The organism is Vibrio sp. PID23_8 (genome assembly GCF_003584965.1).
In the GTDB taxonomy this organism is placed as follows: Bacteria; Pseudomonadota; Gammaproteobacteria; order Enterobacterales; family Vibrionaceae; genus Vibrio.
This window is the reverse complement of the sequence record NZ_LIXE01000001.1, coordinates 650,623-663,625: the sequence shown is the minus strand read 5'-3', so window position 1 is coordinate 663,625 and position 13,003 is coordinate 650,623. Positions and strand designations below refer to the sequence as shown.

General features: G+C 45.2%; 11 protein-coding genes and 2 tRNA genes. All 13 read left to right on the top strand.

Features of this window, described 5'->3' with window-relative positions; all coding sequences use genetic code 11:
- Positions 1 to 172 precede the first annotated feature (172 nt).
- The 13 genes from secG (at position 173) to AK966_RS03005 (ending at position 13,000) form a co-directional block, all read left to right on the top strand.
- The gene (gene secG / locus AK966_RS03065) at positions 173 to 511 is read left to right on the top strand and encodes a preprotein translocase subunit SecG (RefSeq protein WP_119463559.1); all 339 of its coding nucleotides are present in this window, start codon (positions 173 to 175) and stop codon (positions 509 to 511) included.
- Positions 512 to 529: 18 nt separating this feature from the next.
- Positions 530 to 613: transfer RNA gene (locus tag AK966_RS03060), tRNA-Leu, on the top strand.
- A gap of 56 nt (positions 614 to 669) precedes the next feature.
- Positions 670 to 746: transfer RNA gene (locus AK966_RS03055), tRNA-Met, on the top strand.
- A 230-nt stretch (positions 747 to 976) separates the two neighbouring features.
- Positions 977 to 1,432 carry a ribosome maturation factor RimP gene (rimP, locus tag AK966_RS03050; protein WP_099079892.1) on the top strand — a complete coding sequence of 152 codons (456 nt, stop codon included), beginning with the start codon at positions 977 to 979 and terminating at the stop codon, positions 1,430 to 1,432.
- A 36-nt stretch (positions 1,433 to 1,468) separates the two neighbouring features.
- Entirely contained in the window at positions 1,469 to 2,953 is a 1,485-nt protein-coding gene (gene nusA / locus AK966_RS03045; RefSeq protein WP_099079893.1) for a transcription termination factor NusA, read from the top strand.
- 24 nt (positions 2,954 to 2,977) lie between these two features.
- Complete coding sequence (gene infB / locus AK966_RS03040) at positions 2,978 to 5,668, top strand: translation initiation factor IF-2 (RefSeq protein ID WP_099079894.1); 2,691 nt, start codon at positions 2,978 to 2,980, stop codon at positions 5,666 to 5,668.
- A gap of 109 nt (positions 5,669 to 5,777) precedes the next feature.
- On the top strand, positions 5,778 to 6,194 hold the full coding sequence (gene rbfA, locus AK966_RS03035) for a 30S ribosome-binding factor RbfA (protein ID WP_099079895.1): 417 nt from the start codon (positions 5,778 to 5,780) through the stop codon (positions 6,192 to 6,194).
- Positions 6,194 to 7,138 (top strand): tRNA pseudouridine(55) synthase TruB, encoded by a 945-nt coding sequence (truB, locus tag AK966_RS03030; RefSeq protein ID WP_099079896.1) that lies wholly within the window; start codon positions 6,194 to 6,196, stop codon positions 7,136 to 7,138. The genes rbfA and truB overlap by 1 nt, the downstream gene beginning before the upstream one ends.
- A gap of 150 nt (positions 7,139 to 7,288) precedes the next feature.
- Positions 7,289 to 7,558, top strand: a complete 270-nt coding sequence (rpsO, locus tag AK966_RS03025; RefSeq protein WP_005380094.1) for a 30S ribosomal protein S15 — start codon at positions 7,289 to 7,291, stop codon at positions 7,556 to 7,558.
- 285 nt (positions 7,559 to 7,843) lie between these two features.
- Positions 7,844 to 9,979, top strand: coding sequence for a polyribonucleotide nucleotidyltransferase (gene pnp / locus AK966_RS03020; RefSeq protein WP_099079897.1), 2,136 nt, complete (start codon positions 7,844 to 7,846; stop codon positions 9,977 to 9,979).
- 181 nt (positions 9,980 to 10,160) lie between these two features.
- The gene (gene nlpI / locus AK966_RS03015; protein WP_119463513.1) at positions 10,161 to 11,084 is read left to right on the top strand and encodes a lipoprotein NlpI; all 924 of its coding nucleotides are present in this window, start codon (positions 10,161 to 10,163) and stop codon (positions 11,082 to 11,084) included.
- 98 nt (positions 11,085 to 11,182) lie between these two features.
- Positions 11,183 to 11,599, top strand: a complete 417-nt coding sequence (locus AK966_RS03010; RefSeq protein WP_099079899.1) for a MarR family winged helix-turn-helix transcriptional regulator — start codon at positions 11,183 to 11,185, stop codon at positions 11,597 to 11,599.
- Between the two features lie 54 nt (positions 11,600 to 11,653).
- Positions 11,654 to 13,000: an MATE family efflux transporter gene (locus AK966_RS03005; RefSeq protein ID WP_119463512.1), complete on the top strand. Its 1,347-nt coding sequence runs from the start codon at positions 11,654 to 11,656 to the stop codon at positions 12,998 to 13,000.
- The last annotated feature ends 3 nt before the right edge of the window (positions 13,001 to 13,003 follow it).

The window sequence follows — 13,003 nt, the reverse complement described above, 5'->3', positions numbered from 1 at the left end:
TGAGCGCTTAGTGCGTTAGTACTGATTTTTTTCTAATTTCCCCTTGTCAGCGTAACGGGGTTTCGCTAGTATTGCTCCGCCTCCCGTTAGGAGGTCGCTAGCCTTGTTCTTAGATAAATGAAATTGTTTTTGAACGGCGCTGGCTCAACAATTTGGAACATAGGTGGAAAAAATGTTTTCAGTTCTACTTGTGATTTACCTGTTGGCAGCGCTTGGTGTGATTGGCCTTGTGTTGATTCAACAAGGTAAAGGCGCAGATATGGGAGCCTCGTTCGGTGCAGGTGCTTCAAACACAGTGTTTGGCGCTAGCGGCTCAGGTAATTTCTTAACCCGAACAACTGCTATTTTAGCAACCGTATTTTTTATCATTAGCTTGTTACTTGGCCGTATGTCAACGCAAACGACTGAGTCACAATGGATAGACCCAACGTTAGGCCTACCAGTTGTAGAACAAGTTAACGATGCAGCGAGTGAAGTTCCAGCACCAGCTGGTGATGAAATTCCTCAATAAGCTGTAATGGTTTATGACGCCGAGATGGTGAAATTGGTAGACACGCTAGCATGAGGTGCTAGTGCCTTTGGTGTGAGGGTTCGAGTCCCTCTCTCGGCACCATGTATTTACAAACTTGTAAATCACTTGTTTGTGCGTATAATGCACAGCAAGTCGGACGCGGGGTGGAGCAGCTTGGTAGCTCGTCGGGCTCATAACCCGAAGGTCGTCGGTTCAAATCCGGCCCCCGCAACCAATCTTCGATATTCGTATAGTGAATATTATCTGATTGGCAAGTTTGTGCAGTGCTAACCATACTGCAAGTTAAGTGATTCGTATTCGATACGCTTAACGTATCAGGGTCCAGCAACAAAACCCCGACTTATTCGGGGTTTTTTGTTATCTGAGTTTTTAAACTTTACTCAGATCGTTGCTTGGTTTTTAGAATGGGCTCTGAGCCCTTTTTTTGTTTCTGGAGTGGTTCAAATGACTGGTTTAGAAAGACAACTTACTGAAATGCTTGAAGCGCCAGTAGAGGCATCGGGCTATGAGTTGGTTGGATTAGAATTCATTCGTGCAGGTGCACACTCAACATTGCGCATTTTTATTGATTCTGAAAATGGTATTAATGTCGATGACTGTGCAGAAGTTAGCCGTCAAGTGAGTGCTGTACTGGACGTTGAAGATCCAATCTCAGTTGCTTACAGCCTAGAGGTTTCTTCTCCAGGTTTAGAAAGACCACTTTTCAAAGCAGCACATTACGAGCAATTTATTGGTCACGAGGTCAACATCGTTCTGAAGATGGCTGTTGGTAACCGTCGAAAGTGGAAAGGTATCATCCATTCAGTTGATGGTGAAACCATTGCTGTTACTGTCGATGGGCAAGACGAAATGTTTGCACTAAGCAATATTTCTAAAGCAAACCTTATCCCTAAATTTTAGTTTCCTAAAAAATTTGAAGCTTAGAGGCTAAATACAATGAGTAAAGAAATTTTAGCGGTAGCAGAAGCGGTATCAAATGAGAAAGCCGTACCTCGTGAGCGTATCTTTGAAGCTCTAGAGATTGCTCTTGCAACTTCTACTAAGAAAAAATACGAAATCGAAATCGATGTGCGTGTTGCTATCGATCGTAAAACGGGTGAATTTGAAACATTCCGTCGTTGGTTGGTTGTCGACCACGTTGAGAATCCAACAAAAGAGATTTCACTAGAAGCAGCACAGTACGAAGATCCTGAAGTTCAATTGGGTGATTTTGTAGAAGATGATATTCCATCAGTGACGTTTGACCGTATTACGACTCAAACAGCGAAGCAAGTTATCGTGCAAAAAGTACGTGAAGCTGAGCGCGCACAAATCGTTGAGCAATTCATCGACAACGAAGGTGACCTAATCACCGGTGTTGTTAAAAAAGTAAACCGTGAAACAATCGTATTGGATCTAGGTAACAACGCAGAAGCCGTTATCCTACGTGATGACCAGCTACCTCGTGAAAACTTCCGTCCAGGTGACCGTGTACGTGGTCTTCTGTACAAAGTCGCTCCTGAAGCGCGCGGATTCCAATTGTTCATCACGCGTTCAAAACCAGAAATGCTAGCTGAGCTATTCCGAGTTGAAGTGCCTGAAATCGCTGAAGAAATCATCGAGCTGAAAGGTGCTGCTCGTGATCCAGGTTCTCGCGCTAAGATCGCGGTTAAGACTAACGACAAACGTATTGACCCAGTAGGTGCGTGTGTTGGCATGCGCGGTGCGCGTGTTCAAGCTGTTTCTGGCGAGCTTGGTGGTGAGCGAATCGATATCGTACTTTGGGACGATAACCCAGCTCAGTTTGTTATCAACGCAATGGCGCCAGCAGACGTAGCTTCAATCATTGTTGATGAAGATACGCACTCAATGGACATCGCTGTTGAAGCGGACAACCTAGCACAAGCGATTGGCCGTAATGGTCAAAACGTTCGTTTAGCGTCTCAACTAACAGGTTGGGAACTGAACGTAATGACAGTCGCTGATCTGCAGAAGAAACATGCTGAAGAGTCCCAAGCGTCAATCGAAAACTTCATGAAGTATCTAGACATTGAAGAAGATTTCGCTCAACTATTGGTTGAAGAAGGCTTCTCAACGCTTGAAGAAGTAGCATACGTTCCAGTAAACGAATTGCTTGAAGTTGACGGCCTGAACGAAGATCTCGTTGAAGAGCTACGTAGCCGTGCGAAAGATGCACTTACAACGATTGCTCTTGCACAAGAAGAATCTTTCGATGGTCTGGAGCCTGCTGAAGATCTATTAGGCCTTGAAGGGCTAGAGCGTGAAATGGCGTTTAAATTGGCAGCGAAAGGTGTAACAACACTGGAAGATCTCGCTGACCAAGGTATTGATGACTTGGATGGTATCGAAGGCCTGACTGAAGAACGTGCTGGTGAGCTAATCATGGCGGCACGTAACATCTGTTGGTTCGGCGAAGAATAATAATTTCAGCAAGGAGGAAGCGGCATGACACAATTAACAGTTAAAGCACTGAGTGAAGAGATTGGTACGCCAGTTGACCGCTTAATGGAGCAACTTGCTGATGCTGGCATGAAAAAGGCGAGCTCTGACAATGTGTCAGACGAGGAGAAGCAAAAGCTTCTTGCTCATCTTAAAAAAGAACACGGTGATAAATCAGGTGATTCAGAGCCGACTCGCCTAACGCTCCAGCGTAAGACTCGCAGCACATTGAGTGTTGCAGCAGGTGGTGGCAAGAGTAAAGATGTTCAAGTAGAAGTGCGTAAGAAGCGCACATATGTGAAGCGCAGCACTATCGAAGACGATGCAAAACGTGAGGCTGAGGAAGCAGCAAAGCGTGAAGCTGAAGAGCTTGCGAAGCGTGAGGCTGAAGAACAAGCCAAACGCGAGGCTGCAGAAAAAGCACAGCGCGAAGCCGATGAAAAAGCAAAACGTGAAGCGGATGCAAAACGTGACGCTGAAGAAAAGGCAAAACGCGCACAAGCTGATAAGGCTAAGAAAGACATGAATGCAAAAAATGCGGATGTTAATACGCAAGCAAAGAAAGAAGCTGACGAGTTAAAGCGTCGTCAGGAAGAAGAAGCCCAACGTAAAGCTGAGCAAGAAGCAGCAAAACTTGTAGAAGAAGCGCGTAAACTTGCAGAAGAAAACGAAGCTCGTTGGAATGAAGAAGAAAAGAAAAAGAAAGAGCTAGAAAACTCTGACTACCACGTGACGACATCAACGTATGCACGTGAAGCAGAAGACGCTGCAGATCGCAGCTCAGAAGCTGGTCGTCGTAAGAAGAAGAAAAAACCTTCTAACCGCAACGATGACAACGAGCGCGGTGGTCGTAACCAACGTGGTGGTAAAGGTGGTCGTAAAGGTAAACTAGCGAAACCAACATCAATGCAACACGGCTTCGATAAGTCGGCGATGGTTGCTAAACAAGATGTTGTGATTGGCGAAACCATCGTTCTATCAGAACTTGCTAACAAAATGTCGGTTAAAGCGACAGAAGTGATTAAAGTGATGATGAAGATGGGCGCGATGGCGACTATCAACCAAGTGATCGACCAAGAAACAGCAGCACTTGTTGCTGAAGAAATGGGTCACAAAGTGGTACTACGTAAAGAGAACGAGCTTGAAGAAGCGGTTCTATCTGATCGTGACAGTTCAGCAGAAGCCGTGCCACGCGCACCTGTTGTTACTATTATGGGTCACGTTGACCACGGTAAAACATCAACACTGGATTACATCCGTCGTACTCACGTTGCTTCAGGCGAAGCTGGTGGTATTACACAGCACATCGGTGCTTACCACGTTGAAACTGAAAACGGCATGATCACGTTCCTTGATACTCCTGGACACGCGGCATTTACTGCTATGCGTGCTCGTGGTGCTCAAGCGACAGATATCGTTGTTCTTGTAGTAGCAGCAGATGATGGCGTAATGCCACAAACCGTTGAAGCGATTCAGCACGCGAAAGCGGCAGGCGTTCCTCTGATTGTTGCTGTGAACAAGATCGATAAAGAAGACGCAAACCCAGACAACGTTAAGAATGAGCTAGCTCAATACGACGTAATCCCTGAGGAATGGGGCGGTGAGAACATGTTCGTTCACATCTCTGCTAAACAGGGTACAAACATCGATGGTCTTCTAGAAGCAATCCTTCTTCAGTCAGAAGTTCTTGAACTCACAGCTGTAGCCGAAGGCATGGCATCTGGCGTGGTTGTTGAATCTCGCCTAGATAAAGGTCGTGGTCCAGTAGCAACCGTATTGGTTCAATCAGGTACACTAAACAAAGGCGACATCGTTCTTTGTGGTCAAGAATACGGCCGTGTACGTGCAATGCGCGATGAGCTAGGTAAAGAAATTTCTCAAGCAGGTCCGTCTATCCCTGTTGAGATCCTAGGTCTTTCTGGTGTACCGTCTTCAGGTGACGAAGCAACAGTAGTACGTGATGAGCGCAAAGCGCGTGAAGTTGCAAACTACCGTGCAGGCAAATTCCGTGAAGTGAAACTTGCTCGTCAGCAGAAATCTAAACTAGAGAACATGTTCTCTAACATGACGGCTGGTGAAGTTGCAGAACTAAACGTAGTACTGAAAGCGGACGTACAAGGTTCTGTAGAAGCTATCGCAGACTCACTACTGAAACTGTCTACTGACGAAGTGAAAGTAAACATCGTTGGTTCTGGTGTAGGTGGTATTACGGAAACTGATGCTGTACTAGCAGAAGCTTCAAACGCTATCATCCTTGGTTTTAACGTACGTGCGGATGCATCTGCTCGTCGTGCGATTGAAGCCGCAAGTGTTGATCTACGTTACTACTCAATCATTTACCAATTGATTGATGAAGTTAAACAAGCAATGGGCGGTATGCTTGCTCCAGAATTCAAGCAAGAGATCATTGGTCTTGCTGAAGTACGTGACGTATTTAAGTCACCAAAACTGGGCGCAATCGCTGGTTGTATGGTGACTGAAGGTCTGATAAAGCGTAACAACCCAATTCGCGTTCTACGTGATAACGTTGTTATCTATGAAGGTGAACTAGAGTCACTACGCCGCTTTAAAGATGACGTTCAAGAAGTTAAGAATGGTTACGAGTGTGGTATCGGCGTTAAGAACTACAACGACGTTCGCGTAGGCGACCAGATCGAAGTATTTGAAATCGTTGAAATTAAACGTACTCTAGACTAATTGACTAAAATTACTAAACGTCTAAAAGACAAATAGTAATTGGTTGTTGAATACACCATGGGGGGCTGGCTTGACCATCCCCCCATTCTTTCTATTTAAGAGAATGAATATGTCAAAAGAATTTAGCCGCACGCAGCGCGTATCACAGCAGCTGCAAAAAGAACTAGCAATGATCCTTCAACGCGAAGTTCGCGATTCTCGCTTAGGGATGGTAACCATCTCTGACGTAGAAGTGTCTCGTGACCTCGCTTATGCAAAAGTATTCGTGACCTTCCTATGTGTGGGTGAGCAAACACCTGAGTCTTGCCTAGAAGCACTGCGTGAACATGAGATTCACATTCGCATGATGCTAGGTAAGCGTATTCGTCTTCGTTTGACGCCGGAAGTTCGTTTTCATTACGACAACACACTAGTAGAAGGTATGCGTATGTCTAACCTAGTGTCTGAAGTCGTAAGTGAAGATAAGCGCAAACAAAAAGATTCTGGTCGCGAAGATGAACAATCTCAGACTGGAGAAGATAGCTAATGGCTCGTCGTCGTAAAGGTCGTCCAATTAATGGCGTGGTGCTTTTAGATAAGCCGACAGGTATTTCGTCGAATGACGCACTACAGAAAGTAAAACGTATCTACTTCGCTGAGAAAGCAGGTCATACGGGTGCTTTGGACCCTCTAGCGACGGGTATGCTGCCAATCTGCCTAGGTGAAGCGACCAAATTCTCTCAGTTCCTATTAGATTCAGATAAACGTTACCGAGTGATTGCCAAGTTGGGTGAACGCACGGACACCTCTGATTCTGATGGTGAGGTGGTTGAGACACGTCCTGTTGATGTGTCTCTAGAGAAGTTGGAAGCTTGCATCGAGAAGTTTCGTGGTGAATCTGATCAGATCCCATCGATGTTCTCGGCTTTGAAATACCAAGGGAAGCCATTGTATGAGTACGCTCGACAAGGGATAGAAGTTCCTCGAGAGTCTCGTAAGATCACCGTCTACGAAATCATCCTGCATCGTTTTGAAGAAAATGAAGTAGAAATGGAAGTACATTGTTCAAAAGGCACGTACATCCGTACTATCGTTGATGATCTTGGTGAGATGCTAGGTTGTGGTGCTCACGTGACGATGCTGCGTCGCACAGGCGTTGCTAAGTACCCATACGAAAAGATGGTAACACTTGAGCAGCTTAATGAGTTGTTAGAGCAAGCGCATCGTGATGAGATCGCACCGAAAGAACTGCTTGATTCACTATTGCTACCAATGGATACCGCCGTTGAAGATTTACCAGAGGTAAACCTAAACGCAGAGCTAACCAATCTCGTACAGCATGGTATGCCAGTACAGGTATTTGGAGCCCCAGAAGGTACACCAATTCGCATGACTTCCGGTGAAGATAAGCTCTTTATTGGTGTCGCTGAAGTGAACGATGATGGAAAAGTTGCACCAAAACGCTTGGTGGTTTTCCGCGACGAAGAGTGACTTCGTAAAGCTTAAGAAATACCGGCAATTAGTGCCGGTATTTTTATATTGCGTGATTGAGGAAACTTCCTTATAATTCGCGCTCCTCGTGCCGGCTGAATCAGAGATTGGCTGGCACAAATATTAACCTACTCTTATTAGGAGAGAATTATGTCTCTGAATGCAGAAACTAAAGCAGCAATCGTTGCAGAATACGCACAAGGCGAAGGCGACACTGGTTCACCAGAAGTTCAAGTAGCTCTACTTACAGCTTCTATCAACCACCTACAAGGTCACTTCAAAGCACACAAAGGCGATCACCACAGCCGTCGTGGTCTTCTACGTATGGTTTCTCGCCGTCGTAAGCTTCTTGACTACTTGAAAGGTAAAAACCTTGCTCGTTACCAAGATCTAATCAAGCGTCTAGGCCTACGTCGCTAATCAGCGGCTGCATAGAACAGTTTGTTTAAAAAAGGGGCTTTATGCCCCTTTTTTATTGCCTAAATTTAGCAAATTAGGACTTATGCCGTTATAATACGCACGGCAAGTCTCATCGCGAGATTTCTCAGAAATACTCCTAGCATTACAGTCAACCAAGTCGACCAAGTGGTCGCGACTATTCAAAGTTGGCTTGCTTATCATCGAGTCTGCTTTCACTAGTCGCGATTCGTAGTGCTTTGAGTCTCACTCAATTTATCTAAGTTCTACTTAGAGCAAGGAATAACAATGTTCGAAAAACCAGTTGTTAAAACGTTCCAGTACGGTAACCACACGGTTACTTTAGAAACTGGCGTTATCGCTCGTCAAGCAACGGCAGCAGTGATGGTTACTATGGACGATACGGCTGTATTCGTTTCTGTAGTAGGTAAAAAAGAAGCGGTACCAGGTCAAGATTTCTTCCCGCTAACGGTTAACTACCAAGAGCGTACTTACGCTGCAGGTAAGATCCCTGGTGGTTTCTTCAAGCGTGAAGGTCGTCCTTCAGAAGGTGAAACACTGACTGCTCGTCTAATCGACCGTCCGATTCGCCCACTATTCCCAGACGCATTCAAAAACGAAGTTCAAGTGATCGCAACAGTGATGTCTGTGAACCCGAATGTTCAACCAGACATCGTGACAATGATCGGTACTTCAGCGGCACTAGCTATCTCTGGTATTCCGTTTAATGGTCCTATCGGTGCAGCACGTGTTGGCCACATCGACGGTCAACTTGTTCTTAACCCAAGCAACACTGAACTAGAAGCGTCTAAGCTTGACCTAGTGGTTGCGGGTACAGAATCTGCAGTGCTAATGGTTGAATCTGAAGCAGACAACCTAACTGAAGAAGAAATGCTAGCGGCAGTTGTATTTGGTCACGACCAACAACAAGTGGTTATTTCTGCTATCAATGAATTCAAAGCTGAAGTTGCAACACCAGCTTGGGAATGGGAAGCGCCAGCAGTAAACACTGAGCTTAAAGCGAAAATCGCAGATCTAGCAGAAACTCGCTTAACAGAAGCATACCAAATCACTGAAAAAATGGCTCGTTACGAGCAAGTCGGTGCTATCAAGTCTGACGTCGTTGCAGCAATTCTTGCTGAAGACGAAGAGCAAGACGAGATGGAAATCAAGAAGATGCTTGGTTCTCTAGAGAAGAATGTTGTACGTAGCCGCATCATTGCCGGTCACCCACGTATCGACGGTCGTGAGAAAGACATGGTTCGTGCACTAGACGTACGCACTGGCGTTCTTCCTCGTACACACGGTAGCGCGCTATTCACTCGTGGTGAAACGCAAGCAATCGTAACGGCGACGCTAGGTACTCAACGTGATGCTCAAATCATCGATGAATTAACTGGTGAGAAGAAAGATCACTTCCTACTACACTACAACTTCCCTCCATACTGTGTAGGTGAAACAGGTTTTGTCGGTTCTCCTAAGCGTCGTGAAATCGGCCACGGTAAGCTTGCGAAACGTGGTATCCAAGCAGTAATGCCTTCTGTAGATGAATTCCCATACACTGTTCGCGTTGTTTCAGAAATCACTGAGTCTAACGGTTCATCTTCAATGGCTTCGGTATGTGGTACTTCTCTGGCTCTTATGGATGCTGGTGTGCCAATCAAAGCTTCTGTTGCGGGTATCGCAATGGGTCTTGTTAAAGAAGGCGACGATTTCGTTGTTCTTTCTGATATCCTTGGTGACGAAGACCACCTAGGTGACATGGACTTTAAAGTAGCAGGTACTAACGACGGTATCACTGCACTTCAAATGGACATCAAAATTGAAGGTATCACGAAAGAGATCATGCAAATTGCACTTAACCAAGCGCAAGGTGCACGTAAGCACATCCTTTCTGTAATGGATGAAGCTATCTCGGGTGCTCGTGAAGAGATCTCTGAATTTGCTCCGCGTATCTACACAATGAAGATCAGCGCAGAGAAGATCAAAGACGTGATCGGTAAAGGTGGTGCAGTTATCCGCGCTCTAACTGAAGAGACAGGTACAACTATCGAAATCGAAGACGACGGTACAATCAAGATTGCTGCAACAGAAGGCACTGCTGCGAAAGAAGCAATCCGTCGTATCGAAGAAATCACAGCAGAAGTTGAAGTAGGCCGCATTTACACAGGTAAAGTAGCGCGTCTAGCAGACTTCGGTGCATTCGTAACGATTCTTCCAGGTAAAGACGGTCTCGTACACATTTCTCAAATCGCTGAAAAACGTGTTGAGAAAGTATCTGACTATCTAGCTGAAGGCCAAGAAGTTCAAGTTAAAGTGCTTGAAATCGACCGCCAAGGCCGTGTTCGTCTAAGCATGAAAGAAGCGGTAGAAACAGCTGCTGAAGAAGCAGCAGTTGAAGCTCCTGCTGCAAAAGACGAATAAACGAAATGATGACTTTAGGCCTTTTATTAGCTTAAGAGCCTGAAAGCATGTTATAAAAGGGGAGCATTATTGCTCCCTTTTTTTGGCCTGTCTCGAGGGATTCAGCCTCAAATGAGGTTATTTATTCTATAGTGCATTAAGAGAAACAGGCCCAAAGCGGTCCGAACAGGAGTACAAATTAGTGAAATGGTTTCAAACCGCAAGTTTATGTGTGTCTATTGCACTGACCGGTTGTGCTAATATCGCTCAGCAATCAGAAGAAAGGTGGATTTACCCACCGATGGCGGTTCCTCTGCAGCCAAGTGTCCAGCAAGAAGTTCAGATTGCACGTCTATCTCAGCTTTTACAGCGACCAGATCTCAGTGATGAAGTAAGAGCAAAGATGCACTTTGAGCGTGGCAATTATTATGACAGTGTCGGTTTGCGTGATCTTGCTCGTTTGGACTTCAATCAATCTTTGCAGTTGAATCCAGCTCAGCCTGATATTTTTAACCTACTCGGGGTGTATTTTACTCAAGTGGGAGAGTTTGATGCGGCTTATGAAGCGTTTGATTCGACGCTAGAGCTTGCTCCAGAAAACTCTTACGCAGAGCGTAACCGTGCGATCGCATTGTACTATGGTGGTCGTATAGGGTTAGCTTTGGAATATATGACCAAGCATTACCAGGAGATGCCAAGCGATCCATTTCGTGCGTTGTGGCTATATATCATTGAAGCGGATCAGAACCCAGAGCAAGCGAAAGCCAATCTTCAGCAGCGTTACCAACGTGACCGCAGTGAAGAGTGGGGATGGGTGCTAGTTGCAATCATGTTACGTGATGTGTCAGACGATACTGCGCTGAAAGCGATTATGGATGGTACCAGAGAAAATTACCGTCTTGCAGAGCGTTTAACAGAAACCTATTTTTATTTAGGAAAACGCCATCAATTGGAAGGGAACGTAGCAAATGCGATCTCTTTGTATAAGCTCGCGATTTCGTTTAACGTCTACGAATATGTGGAGCACCGTTACTCTTTCCTAGAGCTGGGGCAGATTTACGAGCAGCTACAACAAGAAAAGTTGGCAAAGCTCAAAGCAGAGCAACAGCAGAAAGAACAACAGTAATCATGGAAAACCGCTCAAACGAGCGGTTTTTTTGTGCTTGAAGATTTTTAGTGGCTTGACTAAAATAGTTAGCCTTGCTAACTAAATGAGTCAGTAGAATGGCATTAGAAAAAAGCCTGATCGATTTAGAGCGCTTCTGTGCTAAAGCATGGCGAGTGTATGCGAAAGAAGATCCGCTTTCTTGTTTAAGTTTTAACGAGTTTGATTATTTACGAGTTATTCAGCGTTACCCTGAAGGTGTGCGCATCACTGATCTTGCTGCGGAGCTTCAAGTAACTAAGCCTTCGGCCTCTAACATGGTGGTTCGTCTAGAAAAAAAAGGCTTGGTTAAGCGCATAGCATGCAGTGAAGATGCCCGCTCTAAACGCGCGGTATTGACGGAAGAAGTCGTGAAAGAGATGTCGTTAGAGCAAGTTGTCTACAAAGATATTTCTGAGCAGATGATGAGAAACTTAAATGATCAGGAAGTACAACAACTACAAGCGTTACTGACTAAAGCGTTGAGTAACAAATAACAAAGTCTATTATTTTAACTATTTAGTTAGCCTTGCTAACTATTGGTGGTTGTCATGCAAAACGCTATTTATAAACAGTTTTGGAAATACACAATTCCAACCGTTGCCGCTATGCTGGTTAACGGTTTGTATCAAGTCGTGGATGGTATCTTTATCGGTCGCTACGTTGGTGCTGACGGACTCGCGGGGATTAACGTCGCTTGGCCGATCATTGGCTCTATTCTGGGTATCGGTATGATGGTAGGAGTCGGTACCGGTGCGCTAGCCTCGATCAAACAAGGTGAAAAAGATGCTGAGGGTGCGAAGCGCATTCTTTCCACTGGTCTACTGTTGCTAATCGCATTGATGCCGGTGGTCGCGACGATCTTGTTCTTTTTTGCAGACGATTTCATTCACTGGCAGGGGGCAGAAGGACGAGTCTATGAGCTGAGCTTGCAATATTTGCATATTCTCATTGTCGCTTGTGTGTTTTCTCTTGGCTCTATTGCGGTGCCTTTTTTACTTCGTAATGATGATAGTCCAAATCTAGCGACCATTTTGATGGTGATAGGTGCGGTCGTTAATATCGTATTGGATTACATCTTTATTGCTTGGTTAAACTGGGAGTTAACGGGGGCTGCGATTGCGACTGCGCTAGCACAGATGATCGTAACGATTTTGGGCGTAGCTTATTTCTTTACGTCGAAAGCAAAACTACGCCTAACCATTAGCGATTTGAAGGTGCAGTTTGATGTTGTACCCAAAATTGTCACCATCGGTACATCGAGTTTCTTTATGTATGCTTATACCTCGATGATGGTTGCGCTGCACAACAACCTATTTGCTCAGTACGGCAGTACTTTGCTGATAGGCGCTTATGCGATCTTGGGCTACATCGTGACGGTTTACTATTTGATTGCTGAGGGTATCGCGAATGGTATGCAGCCTTTGGTGAGTTACAATCATGGTGCACGCAATCAAGACAATATTCGCAAGCTGTTGAAGATCGCGATGGGTACTTCTGTACTCGGTGGTGTCGCGTTCGTCATCTTAATGAACCTCTTTCCTTACGAGTTTGTTTCTGTGTTCAACAACGCAGATCAACATCTGATTGATGCGACGGTCGTTGGTATTCGTCTGCACATGTTTGCGCTGTTCTTGGATGGTTTCTTGGTGGTAGCAGCAGCATACTATCAGTCGGTGAACAAAGGCAGCAAAGCGATGTTTGTCACCATTGGTAATATGGTTATTCAGTTGCCATTCTTATTTATTTTGCCGAAGCTCCTAGGCGTAACCGGTATCTGGATTGCGTTCCCACTCTCTAATATTGCATTAAGCCTGGTGGTGATGAGTATGTTGTGGCGTGATGTTAAGAAATTAATGAATGAGAGCACTGCTGAGCCGAGCATTCAAACGTCTTAAAGA